This window comes from Sporosarcina sp. FSL W7-1283 (assembly GCF_038003105.1).
Lineage (GTDB): Bacteria > Bacillota > Bacilli > Bacillales_A > Planococcaceae > Sporosarcina > Sporosarcina newyorkensis.
Genome location: NZ_JBBOOL010000001.1, coordinates 928,687 through 954,467, shown reverse-complemented (window position 1 = coordinate 954,467; position 25,781 = coordinate 928,687). Strand labels below are relative to the sequence as shown.

Sequence of the window (25,781 nt, the reverse complement as noted above, 5' to 3'; positions counted from 1 at the left end):
GCGAGGGCATTGCTGCTATTCGCCGGTGATTTGCGCTCCAGCCGGTACGCTTTCCGGGGGACGTGGCCTTGAGCCGCTTCCTTCGCTGCGCTCTGTCCAGGGTCTCAAGGCGCACGCTAATCCCCCAGGAGTCGACCGTCTTCCGCTCCAATCACCTAGAATCTCTTCATCCAAAAACCTAAAATATAAAAATCTAACATCTGAAATTAAATACCAAAACCTGAAGCGAATTGTCAATAAAACATGAGATATACCAATCAAAAAATTCACATAAAAAAACAGCCAGAGCATAGCGTTCTGGCTGTTTTGGTTATTTAAAGAGGTCGGTCAAGATGTTCTCCATTGCGGCTACTCCCTGGTCGATGCAATCGGGCAGGCCAACTCCGTTGTAGGAGGCGCCTGCGAGTTGAATCATGGGGAATTGTTCGTGGAGTTCTTGTCTCGCTCTTAGAATTTTTTCTTTGTGTCCGACTCGGTATTGCGGTCGGTCTTCTTTCCAGCGTGTGATGATGCAAAATTCGGGTTGACCTTCTAAGCCTAGGATTTCACCTAAGTCTTTGAGGACGATTTTCTCTATCTCACTGTCAGGCAAATCGACGATCGCTTCTTCTCCGATTCTTCCGACGAAAGCTCTGACCATCACTTTATCGTCCGGTGTGGTCGTTGGCCATTTGCGGTCGACGAGTGTGCAGGCGGTAATTGAGTAATTGCTGCTGCGTGGCACTAAGAAACCCGTTCCGTCAATTTCGCGTTTCATTGCACTTTTTGGGAAACCAAGTGCAACGGTCGCGACGGAGGTGGTTGGGATTGTTCCGAGTTCCTTTAGCAGACCATGCGGTTCAAACAATTGACTTGCTACGGAATGACTCGTTGCCATGATCACTGCATCTGCTTCGATTTGTTGCTGATCGCTCAATGTCAAAATCACTCGGTCATCTTGCTTATCTACCTTGATTACCCGAGTCCCTTTCATGACGACTACTGGATCGAGCTGTTCTTCCAGCGCCTCTACTACAGCTTCCAACCCTTGCCTAAAGGTGTGGAAAGCACCCATTTTTTTGGAGCTATGGCTGTTTTTCTGCGGCAACTGTTTCGGCGTTGTTTTTTTCATGCCTAAAATTAAGCTCCGATGCTTTCTCTCCACTTCATAAAACTGTGGAAAAGTAGATTCTAAGCTCATCTGATCAATATCGCCTGCATAGACACCTGACAATAATGGCTCGATCAAATTTTCCACTACCTCGGTACCAAAGCGTCGACGGAAGAATTTCCCCAGCGACTGATCACCAGATACTTCGGAGCGTGGCAACACAAAATCACCTGCTGCTCGCAGTTTTCCGCTTAAACTGAATAATCCCGATGTAATGAATGGTTTGACCTCTGTCGGAATCCCCATCACAGCACCTGCCGGAATAGGATGCATTTGATCCTGCAGTAATATATAGGCTTGTCCAGTCGCATTTCGGACGAGTTGATCGGCTATTCCGAGATCACTTGCCAATTGATCTACGCTCTTTTTACGGATCAGGAAGGAGTCGGGACCGCGTTCTATCACATAGCCGTCTCGGCGCACTGTCTGGATTTTGCCACCTAGCTCCGGTGAAGCCTCAATTAAGGTGATATCTAAAGGATGCCCCTGTTCATTAACTTCTTTTTGCATATAATAAGCCGCAGAAAGCCCTGTGATGCCCCCGCCGATAATGACTACTTTTTTCCGCCCATTCATGTCCTTCGTCCCTCCGATCTTGCTGGATTCCATACCTTACTTTAACTTTTCTAATACTGCATCCGCCATCGCATCCACAAATAACGGATCTGTGTTTGGCATCGCAGGTCTATGATACGCCGCTCCGATTTCATCGCAAACGACTTTGCATTCGTAATCATTGTCGTACAACACTTCTAGGTGATCGGAAACAAAACCGACCGGCGTATAAACAAAGGACTTGTAACCTTTTGTTTCATGCAGCTCACGTGTTAAATCCTGTACGTCAGGTCCAAGCCACGGCTCGCCGGTTTGTCCTTCACTCTGCCATCCAAGTGCATATGTTTTCACTCCGGCTGCTTCTGTAATCAGTTTAGCTGTTTCTTTCAACTGATCTGCATACGGATCGCCATTTGCCAAGATCTTTTCAGGCAATGAATGTGCCGAGACGATCAAACATGCATGCTTGCGTTCAGACTCGTCCATCGCATCATATGTCTGACGCAATTGGTTGGCCCAGTAGTCAATGAACTTCGGCTGTTTGTACCAGCTTTCCACAGATGTCATACGAATTCCATGCTTGTCCGCTTCTTCTTTCGCACGACCGTTATACGATTTTACCGAGAACGTTGAGAAATGAGGTGCCAAGACGATAGATACAGCTTCTTCTATTCCATCGTTATGCATTTTTTGTATTGCATCTTCAATGAACGGAGCGATATGCTTCAGCCCGACATATACTTGAAAATCGATATCGTCTTGCACTTCATTCAAACGGTTGCATAACGCGTTCGCTTGATTTTCCGTTATTCTAGCTAACGGTGAAATCCCTCCGATTGCTTCATAGCGATTGCGCAGATCCTCCAATTGCTCAGGTGCCGGCGGACGACCTCTGCGGATATGCGTGTAGTAGGGTTCCAAGTCTTCGTCTGAGTATGGTGTTCCATACGCCATCACAAGCAGACCCATTTTCTTCTTTGTCATATTGTTCACCTCATTGGTTTTAATACATTATTCTTCAGTTTATTTTGAGCGCAATTGTGCACTATATTCATGCACGAAAGCTGTCAAACGTTTCAATGTAGCCGGCTGTACTTCTGGGAAGACACCATGGCCTAAATTAAAGATATGGCTGCCGTGTTCGACACCCTCTTCGACAATTCGTTTCGCGCGTTCTTCAATGATCGACCAATCCGCCAACAGCATGGATGGATCTAAGTTCCCTTGAAGCGGCTTTGTCAACCCGCGTTCTCCTGCTACTTTAACGGACAATCGCCAATCCAGTCCTACTACGTCGACAGGAAGATCATGCCATTCATTTGCCAGATGACTCGCACCTACGCCAAATGTGATCAATGGAACGTTTAACTTGCGAAGTTCTGAGAAAATACGTGTCATCGTTGGCTTAATAAAGATACGGTAGTCTGACACGTTTAGTGCACCTACCCACGAATCAAATATTTGAACAGCTTTTGCTCCGGCTGCCACTTGCGCCTGAATATAGGCAATCGTCATGTCCGCTAATTTATCCATCAACGCAAACCAAGCCTCTGGTTCAGACACCATGAAGGATTTCGTTAAATTATAACTGCGGGAAGGTCCCCCTTCGATCATGTAGCTGGCAAGTGTAAAAGGTGCTCCAGCAAAACCAATCAACGGTACATTCAGTTGTTCTTGGGTCAAGATTTTAATCGTGTCCAAAACGTATGGAACTTGGTCTTCTGCCGAAAACTCTCCAAGTTTCTCGATATCTTTTATCGAACGTATCGGGTTAGAAATGACTGGGCCAACGCCGGACTTTATCTTCACGTCAATTCCGATTCCAACTAATGGTGTTACAATATCTTTATATAAAATAGCCGCGTCTACATCGTATTGATCGACAGGCAATTTCGTCACATATGCACATAATTCAGGTTGGTGCGTGATCTCTTCCAAGGAGTACTTCTCTTTAATCTCTCTGTATTCCGGTTGCGAACGTCCTGCTTGACGCATGAACCACACAGGTGTGTGGCCAATCTCTTCTCCTCTGGCAGCACGCAGCAACGTATCATTAAACGTTGTCATGTTTACCGATCCCTCTTTCCATTATTTTACGTTTATCAATCAATTACGCCTCGGCGCAATTGTGTCCAGATTTTTTCGAACTCACTCGAAAATTCCCTTTAAAAATCTGTGACATTCGCTGGAGGCTTTAATTTCACTCCGTTGAAATTCAAGCACGGTAGAGTGAAGTTAAATTATTATTCGTTTCTCATCATAAACTGTTGATAAGTCAATGTATAGCGAATTGCCCCTTTGTCATAATTTTGTGCTTTGCTTCTTGACCACTTCGCCATGTTTTAGACAATCATTCCCCCTAACTAACTTACTTTGAGTTTGATTTTTAGTATTAAGGGGAACTATTTACTATAGAATACACAAACAGGATAAGATAGAACACGATCGACTGGATTCAGCCGTTTAATTCGTATGTTACTAGCCAAAGGAGGAACTATTGATGAATATTTATATGACAACAGGAACTATTGACTTTATGGAAAAGGTTAAAGAAAAGTACAAGAACGAATCGATCATCTTAATGAATGGCGGTGGTCATACACTTTTGCTTCACGAAACAAGTGGAGCATCCGTTTTCCAAACTCCTAGAAAATATGAGGTTGTAGGAGCAGAAGGGCAGCTTTCTGAGAACGGATATTATGCTTTGGATAACGTTGCAGTCACCGACGAAGGCAAACCGATTTTTGAACATCACTACAAAACGATGGGCACTAAATTGAAAGACCTTCCAGGTTTCATTGCTTTTCGTCTGTTACGTCCTATCGGTTCCGACACGTACATCATACTGACTGAATGGACAGAGAAGCGGCTTTATGAACTATGGCATAACTCCCCTGGTTCAAAACTTTCCAACCCTAATAATTTTAAAGACCAAGGCGGAGCCACTTTGCATATTTTTTCGAGCGCACCTTATACCGCCACATACAAAACACCTACTGAGGAGATTTGACGTATCCACGTCAAACCTTCTTTTCTTCCTTCAGCTCTGCTTTCGCCTGAATTGTCAGACTGCCCTATTTGCGGCTGTCCTTTCGCATTGCTATACTAGTAGCTAGGGATGCATAGTTTCGTACTTAGGTTGAAAGGGGAATTTTGATGAGAGATTTATTATTCAAGAAATTAGAACAATCATATGATGACATGGTAGAGATTCGCCGCCATTTACATATGAACCCCGAAATTTCATTTAAAGAAGAAAAGACTGCTGCCTATATTGCGGATTTTTATAAACAATTAGGTGTTGACGTTCGTACTGGCGTTGGTGGCAATGGAGTTGTGGCTAAAGTTAAAGGCGGAAAAGCTGGAAAGACTGTCGCGTTGCGTGCTGATTTTGATGCATTGCCTATTCAAGATCAAAAAGACACACCTTATGCTTCTAAAGTTCCGGGAGTCATGCACGCTTGCGGCCATGACGGCCATACTGCGACACTTCTCCAGCTTGCGAAGGCAATCCACGAAATGCGAGAAGAGTTGGCAGGTGAATATGTGTTTATTCACCAGCACGCAGAAGAGCTGGCTCCTGGCGGTGCGATCGCCATGATTGAAGACGGTTGTCTGGATGAAGTAGATGTCATTTTTGGTACGCATCTTTGGTCTTTGTTTGAGTCGGGTGTCATTTATTATGCAGACGGTCCGATCATGGCAGCACCCGATCGTTTCCACTTCACTATTCAGGGAGCTGGCGGACACGGCGCCTCTCCTCACCAAACAAAGGACGCGATTGTCATCGGCTCCCAATTGGTCATGAACTTACAGCAGATCGTCTCTAGACGTGTTGATCCCATTGAATCGGCAGTCTTATCTGTCGGATCATTCATTTCGGATAACGCATACAACGTCATTGCCGATCAGGCAGTGATCGTTGGGACGGTTCGGACATTCACACAAGAACTCCGTGATTTGATGGAACAGGAGATTCGCCGCGTGGCGGAAGGTACCGCTATTGCAAATGATTGCCAGATTAAAGTAGAGTATACCCGCGGCTATCCTGCAGTAGTCAATCATGTCAAAGAAACAATTTTCCTTAAATCTGTCGCTGAGTCAATTCCTGATTTGGCAGGTGTTGAAGAAATGAAACCACAGATGGGTGGAGAAGATTTTGCTTATTACCTGGAAAAAGTACCGGGCACCTTCTTCTTTACAGGAGCTAAACCGACGGACGCATATCCTCACCATCATCCTCGATTCGACATCGATGAAAAAGCGATGATGGCAGCGGCAAAAACTCTCGGCGCTGCAGCAATCGAATACCAAAAGTGAACGTAGGCTGTCAACATATTTTATTCTGTTGGCAGCCTTTTTTCATGTAATTAACTAAATAATTCACCTTTTCTGTATTTTGTTGTTGATTTTAGTTTTTTCTGTCATATAATGAGAGAAACACTTATATTGTCCTATAAAAGAGGAGGGTACGCTATGGTAAATCAACAAAATTTATCGTCTTACGTAGTCACATTTCATACTTTTGCATTACTTCACGGGCAACATTCGAATCCTTACTATACAAAAGTAGTAGAAAATGATCGAACTTTCATTGTCGAGAAAACACCTTTGGAAATCATGAGGGATTCTTGCACGCATTATCGTACAAATTTCGATTCGATTATCAACAGTTCAAAAAGCGACTTAAAGAAACGGCCTAAACCGCCGATCATGCTGACCCATTCAAACGATCGGCCGCTGCTGTTTTTTCCTTTATTGTCCCCATCGCTCCATAAAAATTCTTGGATTGCCTATCATGCCGTAAAAGATGCGCACCAGCATAAGGATGGAGTCTCGGTCGTTCTAAAAAATGATACTCGGATGTCTTTAAACACTTCCATCGCTACGGTCTATCGGCAACTTGCACTGTCGCATTTCCTTTCCGAGCGTTTTGATAACGCTCAGGAAGAACTGAGAAGTTCTTACTATATGATCATGGAGCCAAAAAATTCTGACTCTCCAATTTCCTGAGATACTGATTTAATAGCTCTTCTGTACGGTTCCGCAAGCGTACGTTTAAGTAACGGCGGTAGTCTTCATAGCCATCATGCACGAATAGATATTCTGTGAATAACTCATCTGAAGATTGGCGGATTACTTTCATCTTGTGCTGCCGCAAATATACAGCAGTTTTTTGCAAATCTGTCGTTACCGAATTCATTGCATCTTCCAGCAAATTCAGATAGGGACTTTTCAGTTTAAAGGGGACTTTTTCCACTAATTGTCGATCTCTTTCTAGAATGGTCATTAGCATGGGCAAATAAATATGGTTCTCCAAATACGGCAATGCCTCCGCAGGAATCAAAGGCATAAACATCGCCTCCTATAAGAACTTATGTTCGTATACTGATTATAATTCCTTTAAGCTCATAAAGCAAGCAGTATTAGTATGGTAATTTTTGTTTCTCTTCATACAAAAACTGCACCGCCACTTGTTAAATCATACCTAACAAGCAGGGTGCAGTTTTTGGCTGAATGCCTTTTATTCTTGTGGTTCATCCCCGATAAAATGAATCGAGAAGACTTTCCACGCGCCATCTTCTTTATGGAACACTGTCACTTGGCGACCTTCCGGAACATTTTCTACTCCACTTTCCAAATCAGTAAAAGTCGTTTTCATCGTAGCAAACAATTGAGCTGTATCTTTATCATATTTTACGATTGTTTCGTTATCTGCCTCGCGCTTCATGTCTGTTGTGTTCAGCATTTCTTCTGTCGCTTTACGCTCTTCTTTCAGATCATAACCTTCTTTAGACAACGTAGCCAGATAGCCGTCCACGTCCTTGTTGTTCAACGTTTCAATATATCGGTCGAATGCTGCGAGAATATTTTTCTTTTCTTCGTCCGGAACATCCGATGCCTCTTCGACTTGATCACCCGACATGCTAAAGCCCACTTTGTTATCGTCGACACCATGGTCGATCGCCCCGCTGCCCGGAGCCGCTTCCCCATTGTCGATGTCATTTGGATTGGTTTCTCCCGCATTCGAACATGCACCCAAAATCAGTGCGACGCTAATAGATGCGGCTGCTAATTTTTTCTTCATTTTTTCCTCCTACATATAGAAAAAGACCTTTTAACTTAATTAAGCAAAGGTCCTTTTTCTTTTTGTAAAGATAATTATTTTACTTCTACCCAACCATTTTTAATTGCCGTGACAACTGCTTGTGTCCGGTCGTTTACATTCATTTTTTGTAAGATACTGGAGACGTGGTTTTTCACTGTTTTTTCGGAAATAAACAATGTTTCACCGATCGTCCTGTTGCTTTGTCCGTCCGTCAGCAATTGCAGTACTTCACATTCCCGTTTCGTCAATAAATGAAGCGGACGGCGAATGTCGTTTTGCTGGAAAGATCCCTTATGTTCTCTCTCACTCAAGCGGCGGAATTCTGATACTAAGTTATGTGTAACTTTCGGGTGCAAATATGATCCCCCAGCAGCCACTACTTTGATCGCTTGTACAATCGCATCGGCATCCATCTCTTTCAGCATGAAGCCAAGTGCCCCCGTTTTCAAAGCGTGTGTCACATAGGACTCATCGTCATGAATGGATAGCATGATCACTTTTGCGTCCGGGTATTCCTTCACCAATTGCTCCGTAGCATCTACACCGTTCATACGGGGCATATTAATATCCATTAGTACTACATCCGGCTGAAATTGTTCGAACAATTCAACCACTTCACTCCCGTCATCACCTTCCGCTACTACGTTAAACGACTCTTCAAAGTCTAAAATGCGTTTAACCCCTTCGCGAAATAATTGATGATCATCTACTATTAAAATTTTCGTTGATTCCATGTTCTGTTCCTCCAAGTCTTTATGTAGCTTATCTTTCTTCATCTAGCGGGATTCGGAAAAGAAGCGAAGTTCCTTCATCAATACTCGAAATAACTTTCATTTCTCCCTTTAATAAATCCACGCGTTCTTGCATTCCAATTAACCCAAATGATTTATCTTTCACTTCATTTGTATCAAAACCGCAACCTTTGTCTTTTATGAGTATATTTACAGTTTCACGCAACCACTCGATTTTCACCCAAATTTCATCTGTTTTTGCATGCTTGATGCAGTTATTGACAGATTCTTGAACGAGGCGGAAAATCCCCACTTCAAAGTTGGAATCAAATCTTCTCTCAACTCCACTGCTCTGAAAATGTATAGTTAGTGGTGCTTCATATTCACTAATGGTCGATAAATATTTTTTTAATGTCGGGACAAGCCCCAAGTCATCGAGAGCCATCGGACGCAGATCGTAAATAATGCGCCGCACTTCGGATAGTGCTCCTCTGACTGACTCTTTCAGCTGGGCCAGTTCATACAATGCATTGTCCGGACCTTTTTGCACAAATGTTTTCTCAATCAATCCTGAACGCATCAGTACATTCGCCAGCATTTGAGCCGGTCCATCGTGAATATCGCGTGAAAGTCGTTTACGCTCTTCTTCTTGGGCTTGGATAATTTGAATTGCAAAATCTTGTTTGTGACGAGCAGTTTCAAGTGCCGTACTCACATTTTTCAAATCCGATGTTAAGTAAGTAATCACTGTGGTTACTTGATTAACAAGTTGATCAGCCCTTTCAATTGTAGAGAGCAACATGACAAGTCGACGTTCTAACTCATCACGTCTTGTTCGCAATTGCTTTTCCTCCATTTTATTGACAGAGACGCGTACAAGCAAATCATTTGCCACACTGTAAGCTTGCTTCACTTCATCTTCGCTATAACTGATGAAATTCTTCGACACGTTAGCCAAGCGTTTTCTTGAGTGGCGTGACATATCTTCTAGATAATCGCCTTCAGTTATGACATGGGAAATGCTCTCTTTCACTTCAGCTAGCTCTTTCTGCATCTCTTCAAAACTTTGACGGCTTTGTTCGCTAATTAAAAATATGTCATTTTTCGACTGATCCATTACATCGACCATGTTTTCGAAAATTTTCTCCATTTGTTGGATGTCGATCGCCTTCTCGTTCAAATAACTCCCTCCCGCATCTGTCTATGTAAAAATATGCAAAGTGAGCAGCATTGCAGTTTAGCCTAATTACTTATACACTTCATATAGTATATCATCTAGATGATGTAAAAGTATTATAAGTATATTACAAATGTAGGGGGCACGACAAATGCGAGCTAATTACAAAACTGTAAACCAGTATGGTGAAAGTGAATTCGTGATTCAAAAATCTCGTTTCCTTTCATTTGTCAAAAGAGTAGAAACTGAAGATGAAGCACTCGACTTCATCCAGGATATCAAAAAACAACACCATTCCGCGACACATAATTGTTCTGCATATATAATAGGCGAGCACGATCATATCCAAAAAGCGAACGATGACGGGGAACCTTCCGGCACGGCGGGCGTTCCAATCTTGGAGGTTCTGAAAAAACAACAACTGAAAGACACCGTCATCGTGGTCACACGCTATTTCGGCGGCATTAAACTCGGTGGGGGCGGATTGATTCGCGCCTATGGTAAAGCCGCTTCAGAAGGAATTGCCGCAACAGGCGTCGTAGAAAGAAGGCTGCATCTCTTGACAAAGACTTCTATAGATTATACTTGGTTAGGAAAAGTTGAGAATGAGGTTCGCCAATCTGCCTATCCTTTAAAAGAAATCGTCTATGAAGAGGACGTCGGACTATTTTTATATGTTCCTGCAGAAGATGAAATGACATTTAAAGAATGGATGACAGAGCTGACGAACGGTCAAGCAGAAATCACTACAATCCGTCACAAGTTTCTTGAATTCGCTATTTGAACTACTATACGTTTGCAAAAAAAACAGGTATAATAGCAGAAGATGTAATAGATGATTAATATGTCCTTCTTTCAGTAATCTGACTAATGAAAAAGGCATGAATACTTGACTATGTGTCAGTAAGTCACGGCTGTTTTTGCCCGATTCGCCACTGACGGCCTTTTCTGCCGTACACTTTGGAGGTATATGATGAAAAGAAAAGATTATAAAAAAAGGAAGAAAGCCTCTTCGAAAACTCGGCTCTTCTTAAAAATATTTTTATTTACGTTTCTCGCTGTAGTGGCAGTAGGCGCCGCGTATTTGGCAAAGCTGCATAATCAGACAGTGGATGTATTGGATCGTTCCTACGAGCCACTCGCCAAAAAGGATTCGCAGCAAGAGCTGCGTGTAGAGCCTGCGAAAGACAAAGTTTCGATTCTTTTGGTCGGTGTGGATGAGAGTGAGACCCGTCAAAAAGAAGAGAGTCACGGACGTTCTGACGCATTGATCTTAGCTACTTTAAATCCTAAACAAAAAAGTGTAAAGCTTGTCAGCATTCCTCGTGACTCCTACGTCTACATTCCAGAAGTCAAATACAAAGACAAGATCACACATGCACATGCTTACGGAGGGACAGCTGCTTCCATCGATACAGTGGAAGAGTTATTCGATATCCCGATTAATTATTACGTCAAAATGAACTTCAATGCGTTTATCGATGTGGTAGACGCGCTTGGCGGTGTAGAGGTAGAAGTACCTTATGAACGGATTGAAAAAGATGAAAACGATAAGAATGCAATCCACTTGATGCCTGGCTTGCAACGCTTAGACGGACGTCACACATTAGCCTTAGCACGGACGCGTAAACTCGACAGCGACCTTGAACGTGGTAAACGTCAACAAATGATTCTTCAAGCGATGATCAAAGAAGCAACCTCCATCAAGTCCATTACGAAATATGGCGATGTGATCAACGCTCTCGGTGAAAATATGAAAACTGACATGACATCAAAACAAATGCTTTCTTTCATTGAGTATGTAAAAAGCGGTATGCCTGAAGTAGATACTTTATCATTAAGCGGTTACGATGATTGGTCTACTGGCGTGTATTACTATAAACTTGACGAACGGGATTTGGAAGAAACAAAGCAAATCCTCAAATCACATCTTGGGTTGATTCCTGATTCTTCTTCATTGACGGAGTTGGACACCAACCAAACTTCTCCTCCAAGCGAGGTAGCACATCAGTAAGGAAAAGAGCGAGATGCCATATGGCATCTCGCTCTTTTCCTATTAGTAGACACCAAAAAAGCTCCCATCCGTCATCCGGATGGGAGCTTTCAGATTTATTTACCAATCATACGCACTAAATTCAACAACGGGCGATAATTCGCTCCTGCCAATCCGATCAATTCGACAAACAACTCAATGACGATGAGCATAACTAGTACGAGCAACAATGCCCCCCATACCGTTGCTTGCGAAAACAGTACGGCCACCGCACCGAATAAAATCGCAATTCCATAGATCGTCAATACAGCTTGTCTATGTGAAAAACCTGAACGCAGTAAGCAATGATGCAAATGTGATTTATCTGCTGCTGAAATTGGCTGCTTCATTCGAACGCGTCGTACGATCGCGAAGAACGTATCGGAAATTGGAACACCGAGCATAATAATCGGAATGACCAAGGATACAACCGCAACATTCTTGAAGCCGAGCAATGCCAGTACCGAAATCATGAAGCCAAGGAACAGCGATCCTGTATCCCCCATAAAAATTTTCGCTGGGTGGAAGTTGTAGATCAAAAATCCGAGCGAGCTGGCTGCCAATATAGATGCTGTAGCAGCAACGAAGACATTCCCCATCAGCACAGCCATGACTGTAATGGCAATTAATGCAATGGCAGATACGCCTGCGGCCAAGCCGTCCAATCCATCAATCAAATTGATGGCGTTGGTGATTCCAATAATCCAAATAATGGTGATTGGAATACTTAAATATCCTAAATCCAACTGGCCAATGAACGGCAAGTTAATCATCTCTATTTGCAGACCGCCCCATAGAACGACGACCAATGCAGCTACAAGCTGGCCTGACGCCTTTGCTTTCGCTGTTATTTCAAGCATATCATCTAAAAAGCCAATTATGACAATCAATAGCGCACCGACCAAAATGCCAGCTGCGTGTTCGTCGGATGGCAACAAAATCGCATATCCAATAATAAATGCGCCGAAGATGGCTAGTCCACCAATTCGAGGCATAACTCTCGCATGGACTTTTCGATAATTGGGACGATCAACCGCACCGATTCGAAAAGCGAGTTTAATGACAAGTGGTGTAAGTATGACAGCAGCGATAAAAGCTACAGACATTGCAATGAATAACATGTCTTTCCTCCCCAATTAACAATAAGTTCATATCGCATTTCATTATAGCATGCTTGCTACTAGATTTCACTACTAAGTACACTTTCCCTGTTCGTTCCCTCAATCGCTTGCTTGCAAACTAACATTGCTACTGGTCCTAGCGGGATTTCCGCTAGGATATATGAAGTTAAATGTGCGTGAAGCTACACCTGCGTCATGGTTGAGTTGCTTACCCTGAAACTTCTTGCTCCCAACCACTAAAATAACGAAACTACAACGCAGAATACATAGTCATCTCCCGAACAATACAAAGTTCACACTTCAACCATACAGCCATATTCTAGAGATAGTCTTTTGCCTAGGTTTTTGGTAAAATAGATAGGAATCTCTCATTTGGATAGAGGTTTATAAAGGAGCGTTTAATTTATGTTGAAAATCTTTAAGCGTAAAACTGGGACGAGTGAACGGCAACTGCGGAAATACCGCAAGATTGTGGAGCAGATTAATTCACTTGAGCCTAAATACATTGCCATGTCGGATGATGACTTGTCTGGTATGACTGATCAATTCAAAGAGCAATTGGAAGGCGGAGCTACGATCGAAAACATCTTACCGGATGCTTTTGCTGTAGTGCGTGAAGCTTCCAAACGAGTTCTTGGAATGCGGCATTTTGATGTGCAGCTAATTGGCGGAGCCGTCTTAACGGAAGGTAATATTTCTGAGATGCCGACCGGTGAAGGGAAAACACTCGTTGCTTCTCTCCCCTCTTACGTACGTGCCCTAGAAGGAAAAGGCGTGCATGTCATCACTGTAAATGATTACTTAGCAAAGCGTGACTATGAACAAATCGGACAAATCCATCGCTTCCTCGGATTGACAGTTGGATTGAACGTACCAATGATGCAAGGACCGGCCAAACAAGCGGCCTACCAATCGGATATCACATACGGTGTCGGTACAGAGTTTGGTTTTGACTACTTGCGCGATAATATGGTCCAAGATCCTTCTCAAAAAGTACAAAGACCCTACCACTTCGCTATTATCGATGAAGTCGACAGCGTCTTGATTGACGAAGCAAAAACACCGCTCATCGTAGCAGGTAAAATGCAAGCTGATGCCGATCTGCACCATATTGCGGCTCGCTTGGCAAAACGCTTCAAAAAGGGTGAAGACTTCGAATTTGACGATGCCACAAAAGCTACATCACTAACTGAGCAAGGTATCGAAAAAGTTGAAAAAGCATTCGGTATCGGCAACTTATATGACTTGGATCACCAAACGCTTTATCATTACGTCATCCAGGCTGTACGTGCATTCGTCATCTTTAAGCGCGATGTAGATTATATCGTGCGCGATGAAAAAATCGAGCTGGTTGACATGTTCACAGGTCGAATCATGGAAGGCCGTACGTTGTCGGATGGTCTGCACCAAGCGATCGAAGCAAAAGAAGGCGTGCCCATTACAGATGAAAATAAAGCACAAGCCCAAATTACGATCCAAAACTATTTCCGTATGTATCCAAAACTTTGCGGTATGACCGGAACGGCGAAAACGCAAGAGAAGGAATTCCGTGAAGTATACAATATGGAAGTTATTCAAATTCCGACGAATCGTCCACGTGCGCGAATCGATTCTCCGGACTTCGTATATAAGACGATTGAAGAGAAGTATAAAGCAGTGGCAAGAGAAGTGGCAGCGCGTCATGCGAAAGGACAGCCGGTACTTGTCGGTACAACGTCCATCCTGCAATCGGAAGCTGTTGCAAAGCATCTGCGTGAACAAGGCTTGGATTTCCACCTATTGAACGCGAAAAGTGTCGAGCAGGAAGTCGATTTAATTTCACAAGCTGGGCAACAAGGACATATTACGGTTGCTACGAATATGGCCGGCCGCGGTACAGATATCGTGCTCGGCGAAGGTGTCGAAGAAAACGGCGGATTGTTCGTGCTGGGTACGGAAAAGCACGAGAGCCGTCGTGTCGACAATCAGTTGCGAGGTCGTTCAGGTCGTCAAGGTGACCACGGCGAAAGCCAATTCTATCTTTCATTGGAAGATGAGATGTACATTCGCTTTTCCCCTGAAGAGCTCGAGAAGTTCCTGCCGAAGGTACGCACCGATGAAGACGGCAAAGTGTTAAACCCTGAAGTCCACGAGCTAACAGAGCGAACACAGCGGATTGTTGAAGGGGCTCATTTCTCCATGCGGGAATATAATCTCAAGCTAGATGACGTCATCAATGACCAACGGGAAGTTATTTATTCATTGCGTAATCGGGTACTTGAAAGAGAAGATATTTTCGGAAAGTTGAAGGCGATGCTTTCTGAAACGGTTGAATTTGTTGTACTCGACAGCTGTCCAGACAATGAGATTGCAGATAACTGGGATTTCGAACGGATTGAGCGCACGATGAACGCCTTATTGCTGACTCCTGTCGAATTGCCGAAGTCACTGGATCGAACTTCTGATATCTTGAAACAGTATGATGAAGGAATGGCGGAGTTGTTTGCATTTATTGACTCCTTCACTGATAATGAACAAGTGAGTCAACTGCTCCCTCAAGTCATGCTAGGCTATCTCGATACGATGTGGGTCAAGCATCTTGAAGTGATGACACGCTTAAAAGAAGGAATCGGCTTGCGTTCTTACGGACAAGAAGATCCGATGCGTATTTACCAGCGTGAAGGCTTGCAATTATTTGCCAAGCATTATCAACGTCTGCGTCGCGATATTGCGTCTGAAATTATCGCATTCATGAAGCAACTTAACACACAAGAACAGGAGGTTTCCCAATGAAACTCTTCAACCTATTTAAAAAGACTGAAAAAACTGGGTTAGACAGTACAGTGGAATCCAATGAAATACTAGAGAATGCACAAAGCAGCTCTGGCAACGAAGACATCGAGACGGCACTATCCCTTCATCCGCAATGGAATCTGACACAGGAGCAAGAATATGTGTTTCGTTTCCTCGCGAATGAACTGGAGCCATTAAAACCAAATCAAATCTCTTTATCAGGTATCGATATTGACTTGGAGCCTGCAAACGGTAGCTGGCTTGTCAAAGCGTTTTTCCGTTCTTCGCTCGACCAAGCAATCGCTGTCGGTTCCATCGAATTATTATTGATTGACGAGGAAGGCAATACAGCAGCTTCCGCGGAGTTCGACTTGAATGAACTAGGCGAAATTCCTGCACGCAGCGCACGTCCATGGGTATTTGTATTTGAAAAGAATGATCAATTGGCAGAAGAACTTCCGACTGAAAACTGGAAGCTCGCGTTCAATGTACATTCTATGATGCCACATCAATTGGAGCTTGCACCTTCTTGGGAAGAGCAGCTGCCTGCTGAGCAAAAAGAAGCACTAGCTGAAGTAGTAGCTGGTCTTCCAAAACTAAAACCCCGCGAAGTAAATATCGCAGGGTTCCAAATTCAAAAGCAAGAAGACGGCAATATTGCAGCATCTGTTTTTGTCCGTAACGGTCATTCCAAGCAGATTAATATTGAAAAGCTTCCTTTAGAGTTAATTGATGCAACTGGGGAACTCGTAGCACGGGGAACATTTGAGTTGAATCCCGCGCTTTCTGTGAAAGCGAACAGCACGACTCCTTGGACGTTCATCTATCCGACAGAATTGATTAAAAAGGACGAACCAGATTTCTCACGCTGGACGATCCGCGTACCACAAGATTCTACAAATTAATGAAAAAGAACTGCCCGGAAAATCTATCGGGCAGTTCTTTCATTTTATTGACTGAAAATGTCTACCGATGATCATAAACTACCCGCAAGCGATCATAAACTCCATTCGGCACTCATATCTAGTACCCTGGTGATCATACAAATCCCACAGGCGCTCATAACATCACTGAACTCGATCATAAAGCTACTCCACTCGCTCATAGAGCAATTTACCTCACTGATTTTTGGTGATATAGTTCATAATCGAGTCACTACCCAGCACTTTCCCGATCGTTTACAAGTTATTTAGCTCCTTTTTCTATGTACAAAAAAATCGATCCCCCTATTGGAAGATCGATTGGAATTTTATTATTTAGCTGCGACTTGATGAACGCCAGCGATGCGTTTTGCACCTACATAGCGCTTGCCCCAGTAATATGGATCGTTTAATTTATCTACTCGTACACCTTTAGATGTCGAAGCATGAGCGAATTTTCCGTTCCCTACATAGATTCCTACGTGAGAGACACCTTTACCACTTGTATTGAAGAATACAAGATCACCAGATGTTAAGTTGGATTTTTTCACTGGTTTTCCAGATGCATAAAGACCACTGGAAGTACGTGCCACTTTCAATCCATTTTGATTGAATACGTATCCGACATAACCTGAGCAGTCAAACCCTGCTTTTGTAGTGCCGCCATAACGGTATTTAATACCTGTTAGACTTGTTGCCGTCTTAGTAATATTTGTAGATTTTGTTGAAGCATCTGCTTGTCCAGCGAAAGGAGCGACGAGTAATAAAATAGACATTGCCAAAACTGAAAACGTTTTCTTCAATAACTTCATGTGTTCCTCCGATAATCTTATGTATTTAGGTAACTTGCTAACCTTTTATGTTGTATTAACTCTATCATTTTTCAAACGCCTGCTATATTACAGTTATGTAACAAGAAGATTTCAAAACAGTAATATCCGTTACTTTTGAAACATTTTATTACAATATATTTATCTTTCGATAAAATTGAACATACAAAAGGCTGCTTTTCGTAAAGAAGCAGCCTTCGGATTATAAAAAAAGATTTGGGTATGGTAACGGCACCGTTGATCTACGTTCCAAGCTGACGCTTTCTTATCCCTGACCAAGTGTTTTGTTGAAATTGAAGATAAGAAATAGGGTGACTTATCCGAATAGACTTATGAAATTATAGCTTGCGAACGGTCCGGGATTTCCGTTCCAGACGGTACACTTTCCGGGGGGCGTGGCCTTGAGCCTCCTCGTTCGCTTCGCTTCCTGCGGGGTCTCAAGACGCACGCTGATCCCCCAGGAAAAGCCGTCACGAAGAACGGCTTTTGCGACTAAAAGCGAAGCGTTAGGAGCACATTTTTGCCTTTCGACCGTCCTCCACTCCAATCCATAGTTAGCATGTAGGGACACATAGCAAGCTCATTGTAGTTTTTTAAGTTCTAAAAAGTGTTTCCATAGTCAAAGTACAAAACTACCATATTTCATTGACTTAGTTTAAGGGCGTTAAGTGATTCAGGAAAATAAACTTTCGGGCAATGTTGCTTATCATTCGCTTTTGAACTTTGGTTACAATGTATAAGAAAGCATCACATTACCACTTAAAAAATTGCAAAGAACAACACTTTAAACTTCCCATAATAAAGTAGGGATTGTAGCGGAAGATGGGCGACTCCTGCGGGATTAGCGTGACAGGTGAGACCCTGGACTGAGCGAAGCGAAGGAAGCGGCTCACCGCACGCCCCGCGGAAAGCGTCCCGTCTGGAGCGCAAATCCCCGGACCTACGCCCATGTTCCTTTCTTGCGTTCTATTCTATAACGCTAATCCAACTTTATCTCATAGGTATTTATCTACAAGCTAAAGGCTGCTTCCTCAGAATTGAGGAAGCAGCCTTTTTTGTAGGACATCAGTCGATTTGCAGATCCGTTATTACCACTACGTCTTCATGACGCAATAGTTTAGTGATTGGCCAGTCGGGTGTGACTTCGCCTTGCTTTAATTTCTCCATCGCTGCTCGCTTTTTCTCGCCGAATGCAACCATGATGAGTTTTTTCGACTTCATGATGGAGGAAATCCCCATCGTTAGAGCCGTGTTTGGAATTTTTTCGTCGTTCTCAAAGTATTGGCTATTTACGCCAAGAGTCGAGTCTGTGAGTGTAGCGACATGTGTTACGGAATCAGGAGAAGTTCCGGGTTCATTAAAAGCAATATGACCGTTCTCTCCTACCCCTAATAATTGAATATCAAGAGGATTGGCGTTTAGTTGCTGCTCATAGTTCTGGCATTCTTTGTCCAGGTCTTCCGCCATCCCGTTTGGTATATGTGTTTCTTTAAAAGGCTTTTTATTGAATAAATGTTGTTTCATAAAGTAGGCATAGCTATTTGGGTTGTTAGCATCTATCCCTACATATTCGTCCAAGTTGAACGCAGTTACTTGTGAAAAGTCCAGGTTTGAGTTGGTCCATTCCTGATAGACCGGGATCATCGTGCTGCCTGTCGCTAGTCCAAGTACGTTTAGTCGATTGTTGCGGAGCTCTTCTTCAATAATTTTATAAACTTCTTTTGCTCCTTCTTCAGGACTTTTTACTGTGATCCATTTTAAGTTTTCCATCTTATACACACCGGCTTTCCTAAGTTTTACCTTATATATTGTAATTTCAAATGTTTCATTGGTCAAGATTTGAACCATTCACTTGGAGTAGACTTTTAAACCGTTGATTTACACTGCAGGCGCTTTGTACTTTTGATCGCATCCAGTTCCAAGCGCCAGTCTCTCGGTCACTTCGGTCTTTCCGAAAAGGTGCAAAGGCCACACCTTAGTCGGCAAGACCTCCAGTGCCTGTCGAGACTAGACGGCGCTTTGCACTTTTGATGCACAAAGATACGCAGTTGTGTATGTCAAAAGGATGTATAGTGGTTGAACATATTGTGAACAGTTCGTCTGCTTTTACACTCATAGGGAATTCCCTAATTCCTTATTCCCTCCCAAAGATTAAGATAAACGTAAGATTAATTTCCCGACGAGGAGGTGGCCGCATTGAGCAAGAGAAAAATGGCTTCTGCGAAACAAACGAAGGAAGATGTGAATTTAAAAGGCACGTTGATCATGGTAATGATCCTAGGTGTCATAATTCTTGTCTTCTGGTTCGGAATCTACGGTCTTTTCTTATCTAGATAACCAAAAGTGTTTGAGGAGGAAATACTATGCATCTGCATAAATACGAAAAAGTTTGGCTTGTATTTGGTTTAGGGTCATTGGCCTTATTCCTAATTATCATCGGCTTTGCAGCATTCTGGAAAGGAACGCACCCACAAAGCCATATTGAAACAATCGATCCGCAAAACGTGGAAGCGAATGAAGCATTCCAGCCTGAAAACTTGGGCCTGACTGAAGTAGCTGAAGGTAAGTATGTTGTTAATATGGTCGCTTCTGCTTTCAATTATGACTTCGGAAAAGAAGAGGATGGCAGCGCTACTAAGACGATTCGCGTGCCGAAAGGTTCCACAGTCCTTTTCCAAATTACAAGTAAAGACGTAGTTCATGGATTCCAAGTGGCCGGAACGAATGTCAATATGATGGTGGAACCAGGGCATATTAGCCGCTTTGAAGCTGTCATGAAAAACAATGGTGAATTCACGGTTGTCTGTAATGAATATTGCGGCATCGGACACCACTTAATGTTTGGCACTGTGGAGGTGTACTAACCAATGGAACTATTTAACTTCTCAAAAAAAGAATCAAGATTGTATATGTCCTTCATGTATGTCACGTTTGTCTCTCTTTTGGTCGGCGGCTTAATGGGACTATTGCAGACATTGGTTCGCTCAGGAAAATATACATTACCATTCAATATCGATTACTACACGATCTTGACAACACATGGCGTTGTTCTTGGTCTGGTTTTAACTACATTCTTCATCATCGGGTTCCAGTTTTCGCTTATGGGAAAAACGGTTGGAATATCCGATAAGCAAATCATGTGGGGATGGGTTTCGTTCTGGGTCATGCTGGTCGGTACCGTACTCGCAGCATGGATGATTCTAACTGGAGAGGCTTCTGTATTATATACATTCTATACACCTCTTCGTGCACATCCAATTTTCTATATTGGTTTAGCGCTCGTTATTATCGGTAGTTGGATTGCCGCTATTGTCAACTTCCGTCAATTGTATGTATGGAAGAAAGCCCATAAAGGTGAAAAGTCTCCATTACTCGCTTTCATGGTCACCATCAATATGGTCATGTGGGTTGTTGCTTCATTGGGAGTAGCTTATTCAGTTGTCGTACTGATCTTACCTTGGTCACTTGGCTATGTTGCAACCGTAAACGTACTCTTAACGCGTACATTATTCTGGTATTTCGGACATCCGCTCGTTTATTTCTGGCTTTTGCCTGCTTATATGGCCTGGTATGCAATTATCCCAAAAATTATCGGTGGAAAACTTTTCAGTGATTCATTAGCAAGACTATCATTCATTTTACTGTTGATGTTCTCGATACCTGTCGGGTTTCACCACCAACTGACAGAGCCAGGTATCGATCCTACTTGGAAATTCATTCAAGTTGTCTTAACTTTCATGGTTGTCATTCCGACTTTGATGACTGCATTCTCTATATTCGCTACATTTGAAACGACGGGAAGAAATAAAGGATATAAGTCTTTATTTGGCTGGTTCAGACACCTTCCTTGGAGAGATGTTCGTTTCTTGGCACCTTTCATTGGAATGGTAGCCTTTATTCCAGGAGGAGCAGGCGGGATCATAAACGCTTCTCACCAAGTGAACGCTCTCGTCCACAACACAATCTGGGTTACTGGTCACTTCCATTTGACGATTGCTACAACCGTGATCTTGACGTATTTCGGTATTGCATATTGGTTGATTCCACATTTGACGGGTCGTCGTTTGACTCCCAAATTGAATAAATTAGGTATTATTCAAACTATCATCTGGACAGTTGGTATGACAATTATGTCTACTTCCATGCACATTCAAGGCTTGCTCGGCGGACCACGTCGTTCAAACTTCTCTGAATACGCAGGAGGCGATCAAGTAGCCACTTGGATCAGCTATCAAATTTCACAAGCAGTTGGGGGAACCATTTTATTTGTCGGTATCGTATTGATGGTTTATATCTTCATCCAACTGGCATTTTTCGCACCTCGCGGGTACGAAGAATATCCAGTTGCCGAAGAGGATATGGATGCAGAAAAAACACCGAAGATTTTGGAGAACTGGTATTTATGGATCGGTATCACGATCGCGTTAATCTTATTCGCGTACACGATTCCGATGATTGACATCATCAAGCACTCTCCACCAGGGTCTATCCCATTCGATTGGCCAATCGGACGTTCTTAAACAACAAAAAAGCCTTGAGAATCCATATTCTTTGGATTTCAGGGCTTTTTTGTACTAAAACATTATTTTAGCGGTAAATACAAAGCGGTATGACCTGTCAAGTTCTCAAGCATTTCGGCCATAGCTTGTTCGTTAAGAGGTTTGGCAAAATAGAAACCTTGTAGTTCATCACATTCTTTGTCTTTCAGGATTTCCCATTGTTCTTTCGTCTCTACCCCTTCTGCTACTGTTCGGATATTCAATGTTTTACCTAATTGGATGATTGTTTTTACAATGGTCCTGCTTTTCTCGTCATGCACAATATTCATAATAAACGTTCGATCGATTTTTAGCTGTTTGATAGGGAATGATTGAAGATAGATAAATGCAGAGTAGCCTGTACCAAAATCGTCGATCGCGATAGAATATCCTTGGTCTGACAGTGTCTGAATTTGTTTCTGTACTATATCATGTCGTTCGAGTGCGACACTTTCTGTAATTTCTAATACTAATTTACTAGGAGATATTTGTGCTTCTTCCAAACATTCTTGTAGAAATGTTGGTAACTTATCTTGCAAAAAATGTCTCGGTGATAGATTGATTGAAATAGTGAGGTCATGTAGCCCCAATACCTTAAATATTTTCAGCTTTTCTGTCGCTTGACGGATGACCCATTCGCCAATTGATAGTATAAAACCTGTCGATTCTGCCAGCTCAATAAAATCTGCTGGATATATTAATCCGTATTCTGGATGGTGCCAACGGATTAACGCTTCAAAACCGATGATTTCCCCTGTTTCGCTTAGTACTTGCGGCTGATAAAAAAGACTGAACTCATTCATATCCAGACCTCTGCGCAAGTTCATCTCAGACATCATCGCTTGTTTCATATGATTGTGCATATCTACATTATAAATACCTACACTCTTTCTAGAAGAAAGGTGTTTACTAGTTTCCAAAGCAAAACGTGCAGCCTGCACTCCATCAATCGGAGAGCGAACGTCTTTCGGATAGTATGCGACTCCATAACTGAATGTCAGGTAAACTTCCTGTTTAGCGACAAGAATGGGTTCATTCAGTTTCTTCATCAGTCCCTCCATTTTCTTGGTAAATTCTATGCCATATTTACCGTAAGGAACGAAGAGGATAAAATGATCAAACGCAATTCTTGAGATGAAATGAGGCATATCCAAATAGTGCTGAAAACGCTTGGCGACAGTCTGAATAATTTCATCTGCCAACTCAGGACCCAATGCACTTTGAATATCAATGAACTGGTCAATATTCATATAGAGAAAAATCCCTTCCTGCTGTTCGTCAAACGGTGAAATACTGGAAGCCACTTGTGTCAGGAACGCATTATAATTCTTCATTCCTGTCAGTTCATCTACAAAAGCCAAGCGATGGATGTTTTCTTCAAAATCTATCCGGCTCAATCGATCGAATAGAAAGGACAGCATATCAGCAATGGAGGAAATAATCATCCGATCAAAGGTATTCCATTCCCGGCGTTCACGTGATTCGCAGCAGAGCACTCCGCCGATTCCTGAACCAAGAATTATGCACGCATCCAAAAGCGAATGATAGTTTCCCGAATAACCGAGGAATTTTCGTACAATTCCTTTGGTAGCCTCGTTTTGATTTATATCAACTACTGCTAATGTGCGGTGGCTTTGAATAGCTGTAAAGTAGGCTGCAAACTCTTCAGCTCTCAAATCTTCGTCAACAACATGTTCTTTTGTTTCATCGTTATAAGAGTTTTGCGAATGAAGTACTGTCCGATCCTCATTAAACAGCCATATACTCACGCGCTCACAATCCATGATCTGGGAAACTTCAAAACATATATTCTCCAGCGTCTCTTTAATTGTTTTCGGATTAACTGCACAGTATTTTGCTTTTTCAAATATCCGTTCTTGTTGCACGCGTATTGCATCAATCTTATGCAAGTTTTCGATTATTTTATCATCCCTTCGCAAGAAAGCACCGCCTTTCTTATGTGAAATCTGTGAAAAAAACAAAGTAATTTTAATGGTTCAATTATATCAGTCTATAGATAAATTAATAGTAACACATAGTTCTTTCCGCAATAAAGTATACTTGTCCAAAAAATTTTAGTTTAATATCGGACTTTCGATACATGTATTTTCAGAATATTCTTCTGTATACTAGGTTTATTGGTTGATTTTCGATAAGTTGCTAACTTAGTAGAAATAGCTAAACATATTCAAAAGGGGATAATCAGAATGAAAAAAACAGCTCTCGCAGCCATTGCCTCTCTCATGCTCGCAACAAGTATCTCGGTGGGAAGTGCAGACGCCTCGACAAAAACGCATGTTGTAAAACCAGGTGATTCGCTTTGGAAAGTGGCCAACCAATATAAATTGACAGTAAATGAATTAAAGAGCTTAAATGCGCTTTCTTCCGATACTATTAAAGTGAATCAAAAGTTGATCGTTGAAAATAAATCAAAGAATGCTAAGACCGTTTCTTCCACCAACTCATTACATGATGCCAAGAAGCCAATAGTGGACAAGCCGACTGTTACACCAAAACCATCGGCTGGCTCCAGCGCACTAATGAATAAAGTGGTCGACGTTGCTATGCCTCTGCAAGGCGTTCCCTATGTCTGGGCAGGCGCCACTCCATCTGGATTTGATTGCAGTGGATTCATCTATTACGTGTTTAACCAAGCAGGCGTAAAAGTACCAAGGCTCGATACAATCGGAATGTACGATCGTTCTGTTTTTATTAAAACCCCTGTCGTAGGTGACCTATTATTTTTTGAAAATACATATCGTGCAGGCATTTCCCATATCGGAATTTACCTTGGCGACAGTAAGTTCATCCATGCAGGCACAAACGGGATAGAAATCGCTTCTGTTGAATCTCCATATTGGAGCCAGCGTTTCCTAGGCTATAAACGTTTCAAGGACATTAAATAACAGCAAAAGGGCTGCTCTGTACATCATGACCATGACGTACAGAGCAGCCCTTTTTCAATTACTTCTTGCGTTGATTATCTCGCTGAGTATCCACCATCAATTACAAGTTCAGCACCTGTAATATACGAGGCTTCATCTGATGCGAGGAACACTACAGCATTCCCAACATCTTCAGGCTTCCCTAGGCGTTCAAGTGGAGTCATCTTAATAAGCATCCCGAGTAGTTCTTTAGATTCTTCTAATGCTTGAGTCATCGGTGTTTCGATAACACCCGGGAATACTGTGTTGACTCGGATACCGTCTTTACCGTATTCGGCTGCAGCTGCTTTAGAGATCGCGCGTACTGCCCCTTTAGATGCGGAATATGGGTTCAAGCCCATTCCGATTAAAGCCGTATAAGATGAAATATTAACGATAGCACCTTTTTTTGCTTCGGACATATAGCCAGCTGCGTGTTTCATGCCAAGAAATGTACCGAAGCTGTTAATATCGGATAGTTTGCGCCAGTCTTCAATTGTAATTTGGTTCACTGCTTTTTCAGTAGAAATTCCAGCATTATTAATTAAGATATCCAGTTTGCCGAAGTGATCGACCGCTTTTTTCATAGCGTCTTTCCATTCGTTGTCTTCTGTCACGTTAAGTTTGACGATGAGGATTTGATCTTGTCCGCCCCATTTTTCTTCTAGTGCAGCTTCATTGATATCGGCCGCTATAACTTTCGCTCCTTCTGCCACAAATTGCTTCACCATCATCTCACCCATACCAGAGGCGCCGCCAGTAATAAACGCTACTTTGTCTTGTAATCTGCCCATATTTCACCACTCCTTTTATTATATATATTTTAACACTAAAGTATCTTTAATTCAATTTCCCGACATGATTACATTGAACGTTTTCCTCGTACATTGGCTATTTGTATAAATAAACTGGAAAGTTCAAA

23 protein-coding genes are annotated in these 25,781 nt (G+C 42.5%); 11 read left to right on the top strand and 12 right to left on the bottom strand.

The features are described from left to right. Nucleotides 1-310: 310 nt before the first annotated feature. The 3 genes from hemY to hemE are packed head-to-tail and all read right to left on the bottom strand — an operon-like array spanning nucleotide 311 to nucleotide 3,772. The gene (gene hemY, locus MKY93_RS04405) at nucleotides 311-1,759 is read right to left on the bottom strand and encodes a protoporphyrinogen oxidase (RefSeq protein ID WP_009765872.1); all 1,449 of its coding nucleotides are present in this window, start codon (nucleotides 1,757-1,759) and stop codon (nucleotides 311-313) included. Nucleotides 1,760-1,762: 3 nt separating this feature from the next. After that, nucleotides 1,763-2,689, bottom strand: coding sequence for a ferrochelatase (gene hemH / locus MKY93_RS04400; RefSeq protein WP_221837538.1), 927 nt, complete (start codon nucleotides 2,687-2,689; stop codon nucleotides 1,763-1,765). A 39-nt stretch (nucleotides 2,690-2,728) separates the two neighbouring features. Further along, on the bottom strand, nucleotides 2,729-3,772 hold the full coding sequence (hemE, locus tag MKY93_RS04395; protein WP_009765874.1) for a uroporphyrinogen decarboxylase: 1,044 nt from the start codon (nucleotides 3,770-3,772) through the stop codon (nucleotides 2,729-2,731). A gap of 433 nt (nucleotides 3,773-4,205) precedes the next feature. On the opposite strand from hemE, the gene MKY93_RS04390 reads away from it, so the two are divergent. From MKY93_RS04390 to MKY93_RS04380, 3 genes are all read left to right on the top strand, one after another. Further along, entirely contained in the window at nucleotides 4,206-4,715 is a 510-nt protein-coding gene (locus MKY93_RS04390; RefSeq protein ID WP_009765875.1) for an antibiotic biosynthesis monooxygenase family protein, read from the top strand. Between the two features lie 146 nt (nucleotides 4,716-4,861). Further along, the gene (locus MKY93_RS04385; RefSeq protein ID WP_009765876.1) at nucleotides 4,862-6,025 is read left to right on the top strand and encodes a M20 family metallopeptidase; all 1,164 of its coding nucleotides are present in this window, start codon (nucleotides 4,862-4,864) and stop codon (nucleotides 6,023-6,025) included. A gap of 156 nt (nucleotides 6,026-6,181) precedes the next feature. Then, complete coding sequence (locus MKY93_RS04380; protein ID WP_009765877.1) at nucleotides 6,182-6,718, top strand: competence protein ComK; 537 nt, start codon at nucleotides 6,182-6,184, stop codon at nucleotides 6,716-6,718. Here MKY93_RS04380 and MKY93_RS04375 read toward each other — a convergent pair. The 4 genes from MKY93_RS04375 to MKY93_RS04360 form a co-directional block, all read right to left on the bottom strand. Then, on the bottom strand, nucleotides 6,681-7,058 hold the full coding sequence (locus MKY93_RS04375) for a hypothetical protein (protein WP_040758371.1): 378 nt from the start codon (nucleotides 7,056-7,058) through the stop codon (nucleotides 6,681-6,683). The genes MKY93_RS04380 and MKY93_RS04375 overlap by 38 nt on opposite strands. A gap of 171 nt (nucleotides 7,059-7,229) precedes the next feature. Further along, nucleotides 7,230-7,793, bottom strand: coding sequence for a nuclear transport factor 2 family protein (locus tag MKY93_RS04370; protein WP_009765879.1), 564 nt, complete (start codon nucleotides 7,791-7,793; stop codon nucleotides 7,230-7,232). A gap of 74 nt (nucleotides 7,794-7,867) precedes the next feature. After that, nucleotides 7,868-8,548 carry a response regulator gene (locus tag MKY93_RS04365; protein ID WP_040758372.1) on the bottom strand — a complete coding sequence of 227 codons (681 nt, stop codon included), beginning with the start codon at nucleotides 8,546-8,548 and terminating at the stop codon, nucleotides 7,868-7,870. Nucleotides 8,549-8,576: 28 nt separating this feature from the next. Beyond that, on the bottom strand, nucleotides 8,577-9,725 hold the full coding sequence (locus tag MKY93_RS04360; RefSeq protein WP_221837541.1) for a sensor histidine kinase: 1,149 nt from the start codon (nucleotides 9,723-9,725) through the stop codon (nucleotides 8,577-8,579). A 148-nt stretch (nucleotides 9,726-9,873) separates the two neighbouring features. Between MKY93_RS04360 and MKY93_RS04355 the strand changes: the two genes are divergently transcribed. Continuing rightward, nucleotides 9,874-10,506, top strand: coding sequence for a YigZ family protein (locus MKY93_RS04355; protein ID WP_009765882.1), 633 nt, complete (start codon nucleotides 9,874-9,876; stop codon nucleotides 10,504-10,506). A gap of 189 nt (nucleotides 10,507-10,695) precedes the next feature. Next, nucleotides 10,696-11,736 carry an LCP family protein gene (locus MKY93_RS04350; protein WP_139365953.1) on the top strand — a complete coding sequence of 347 codons (1,041 nt, stop codon included), beginning with the start codon at nucleotides 10,696-10,698 and terminating at the stop codon, nucleotides 11,734-11,736. Nucleotides 11,737-11,831: 95 nt separating this feature from the next. Here the strand turns inward: MKY93_RS04350 and MKY93_RS04345 are convergent, their stop codons facing one another. After that, nucleotides 11,832-12,875, bottom strand: a complete 1,044-nt coding sequence (locus tag MKY93_RS04345; RefSeq protein WP_009765884.1) for a glycosyltransferase family 4 protein — start codon at nucleotides 12,873-12,875, stop codon at nucleotides 11,832-11,834. A 405-nt stretch (nucleotides 12,876-13,280) separates the two neighbouring features. Here MKY93_RS04345 and secA2 point away from each other — a divergent pair, with 405 nt between their 5' ends. After that, nucleotides 13,281-15,647, top strand: a complete 2,367-nt coding sequence (gene secA2 / locus MKY93_RS04340; RefSeq protein WP_078817231.1) for an accessory Sec system translocase SecA2 — start codon at nucleotides 13,281-13,283, stop codon at nucleotides 15,645-15,647. After that, nucleotides 15,644-16,552 (top strand): accessory Sec system S-layer assembly protein, encoded by a 909-nt coding sequence (locus MKY93_RS04335; protein ID WP_078817230.1) that lies wholly within the window; start codon nucleotides 15,644-15,646, stop codon nucleotides 16,550-16,552. Before secA2 ends, MKY93_RS04335 begins: the two co-directional genes overlap by 4 nt. 347 nt (nucleotides 16,553-16,899) lie before the next feature. Here the strand turns inward: MKY93_RS04335 and MKY93_RS04330 are convergent, their stop codons facing one another. Both MKY93_RS04330 and MKY93_RS04325 read right to left on the bottom strand, forming a co-directional pair. Beyond that, nucleotides 16,900-17,379, bottom strand: coding sequence for a C40 family peptidase (locus MKY93_RS04330; RefSeq protein ID WP_009765887.1), 480 nt, complete (start codon nucleotides 17,377-17,379; stop codon nucleotides 16,900-16,902). 1,083 nt (nucleotides 17,380-18,462) lie between these two features. Beyond that, nucleotides 18,463-19,245 (bottom strand): glucosamine-6-phosphate deaminase, encoded by a 783-nt coding sequence (locus MKY93_RS04325; protein WP_009765889.1) that lies wholly within the window; start codon nucleotides 19,243-19,245, stop codon nucleotides 18,463-18,465. Nucleotides 19,246-19,593: 348 nt separating this feature from the next. Here MKY93_RS04325 and MKY93_RS04320 point away from each other — a divergent pair, with 348 nt between their 5' ends. From MKY93_RS04320 to MKY93_RS04310, 3 genes are read left to right on the top strand one after another with little or no spacing between them, the layout of a single operon-like run. Then, on the top strand, nucleotides 19,594-19,734 hold the full coding sequence (locus MKY93_RS04320) for a cytochrome c oxidase subunit 2A (RefSeq protein WP_425441331.1): 141 nt from the start codon (nucleotides 19,594-19,596) through the stop codon (nucleotides 19,732-19,734). Nucleotides 19,735-19,760: 26 nt separating this feature from the next. Beyond that, nucleotides 19,761-20,261 (top strand): cytochrome c oxidase subunit II, encoded by a 501-nt coding sequence (locus MKY93_RS04315; protein ID WP_009765891.1) that lies wholly within the window; start codon nucleotides 19,761-19,763, stop codon nucleotides 20,259-20,261. A gap of 3 nt (nucleotides 20,262-20,264) precedes the next feature. After that, the gene (locus tag MKY93_RS04310) at nucleotides 20,265-21,917 is read left to right on the top strand and encodes a b(o/a)3-type cytochrome-c oxidase subunit 1 (RefSeq protein ID WP_340758369.1); all 1,653 of its coding nucleotides are present in this window, start codon (nucleotides 20,265-20,267) and stop codon (nucleotides 21,915-21,917) included. 62 nt (nucleotides 21,918-21,979) lie between these two features. On the opposite strand, the gene MKY93_RS04305 is transcribed toward MKY93_RS04310, so the two are convergent. Beyond that, nucleotides 21,980-23,875, bottom strand: a complete 1,896-nt coding sequence (locus tag MKY93_RS04305) for a sensor domain-containing phosphodiesterase (protein WP_340758368.1) — start codon at nucleotides 23,873-23,875, stop codon at nucleotides 21,980-21,982. Nucleotides 23,876-24,142: 267 nt separating this feature from the next. On the opposite strand from MKY93_RS04305, the gene MKY93_RS04300 reads away from it, so the two are divergent. Further along, nucleotides 24,143-24,841 carry a C40 family peptidase gene (locus MKY93_RS04300; protein WP_078817227.1) on the top strand — a complete coding sequence of 233 codons (699 nt, stop codon included), beginning with the start codon at nucleotides 24,143-24,145 and terminating at the stop codon, nucleotides 24,839-24,841. Between the two features lie 74 nt (nucleotides 24,842-24,915). Here MKY93_RS04300 and MKY93_RS04295 read toward each other — a convergent pair whose 3' ends face one another. Beyond that, nucleotides 24,916-25,653 (bottom strand): SDR family NAD(P)-dependent oxidoreductase, encoded by a 738-nt coding sequence (locus tag MKY93_RS04295; RefSeq protein ID WP_340758367.1) that lies wholly within the window; start codon nucleotides 25,651-25,653, stop codon nucleotides 24,916-24,918. Nucleotides 25,654-25,781: the final 128 nt, after the last annotated feature.

Excerpts from the sequence above, each read along its gene's own strand:
- hemY (WP_009765872.1), bottom strand. The coding sequence starts at position 1,759 with ATGGAATCCAGCAAGATCGGAGGGACGAAGGACATGAATGGGCGGAAA.
- hemH (WP_221837538.1), bottom strand. The coding sequence starts at position 2,689 with ATGACAAAGAAGAAAATGGGTCTGCTTGTGATGGCGTATGGAACACCA.
- hemE (WP_009765874.1), bottom strand. The coding sequence starts at position 3,772 with ATGACAACGTTTAATGATACGTTGCTGCGTGCTGCCAGAGGAGAAGAG.
- MKY93_RS04390 (WP_009765875.1), top strand. The coding sequence starts at position 4,206 with ATGAATATTTATATGACAACAGGAACTATTGACTTTATGGAAAAGGTT.
- MKY93_RS04385 (WP_009765876.1), top strand. The coding sequence starts at position 4,862 with ATGAGAGATTTATTATTCAAGAAATTAGAACAATCATATGATGACATG.
- MKY93_RS04380 (WP_009765877.1), top strand. The coding sequence starts at position 6,182 with ATGGTAAATCAACAAAATTTATCGTCTTACGTAGTCACATTTCATACT.
- MKY93_RS04375 (WP_040758371.1), bottom strand. The coding sequence starts at position 7,058 with ATGCCTTTGATTCCTGCGGAGGCATTGCCGTATTTGGAGAACCATATT.
- MKY93_RS04370 (WP_009765879.1), bottom strand. The coding sequence starts at position 7,793 with ATGAAGAAAAAATTAGCAGCCGCATCTATTAGCGTCGCACTGATTTTG.
- MKY93_RS04365 (WP_040758372.1), bottom strand. The coding sequence starts at position 8,548 with ATGGAATCAACGAAAATTTTAATAGTAGATGATCATCAATTATTTCGC.
- MKY93_RS04355 (WP_009765882.1), top strand. The coding sequence starts at position 9,874 with ATGCGAGCTAATTACAAAACTGTAAACCAGTATGGTGAAAGTGAATTC.
- MKY93_RS04350 (WP_139365953.1), top strand. The coding sequence starts at position 10,696 with ATGAAAAGAAAAGATTATAAAAAAAGGAAGAAAGCCTCTTCGAAAACT.
- MKY93_RS04345 (WP_009765884.1), bottom strand. The coding sequence starts at position 12,875 with ATGTTATTCATTGCAATGTCTGTAGCTTTTATCGCTGCTGTCATACTT.
- secA2 (WP_078817231.1), top strand. The coding sequence starts at position 13,281 with ATGTTGAAAATCTTTAAGCGTAAAACTGGGACGAGTGAACGGCAACTG.
- MKY93_RS04335 (WP_078817230.1), top strand. The coding sequence starts at position 15,644 with ATGAAACTCTTCAACCTATTTAAAAAGACTGAAAAAACTGGGTTAGAC.
- MKY93_RS04330 (WP_009765887.1), bottom strand. The coding sequence starts at position 17,379 with ATGAAGTTATTGAAGAAAACGTTTTCAGTTTTGGCAATGTCTATTTTA.
- MKY93_RS04325 (WP_009765889.1), bottom strand. The coding sequence starts at position 19,245 with ATGGTTCAAATCTTGACCAATGAAACATTTGAAATTACAATATATAAG.
- MKY93_RS04315 (WP_009765891.1), top strand. The coding sequence starts at position 19,761 with ATGCATCTGCATAAATACGAAAAAGTTTGGCTTGTATTTGGTTTAGGG.
- MKY93_RS04310 (WP_340758369.1), top strand. The coding sequence starts at position 20,265 with ATGGAACTATTTAACTTCTCAAAAAAAGAATCAAGATTGTATATGTCC.
- MKY93_RS04300 (WP_078817227.1), top strand. The coding sequence starts at position 24,143 with ATGAAAAAAACAGCTCTCGCAGCCATTGCCTCTCTCATGCTCGCAACA.
- MKY93_RS04295 (WP_340758367.1), bottom strand. The coding sequence starts at position 25,653 with ATGGGCAGATTACAAGACAAAGTAGCGTTTATTACTGGCGGCGCCTCT.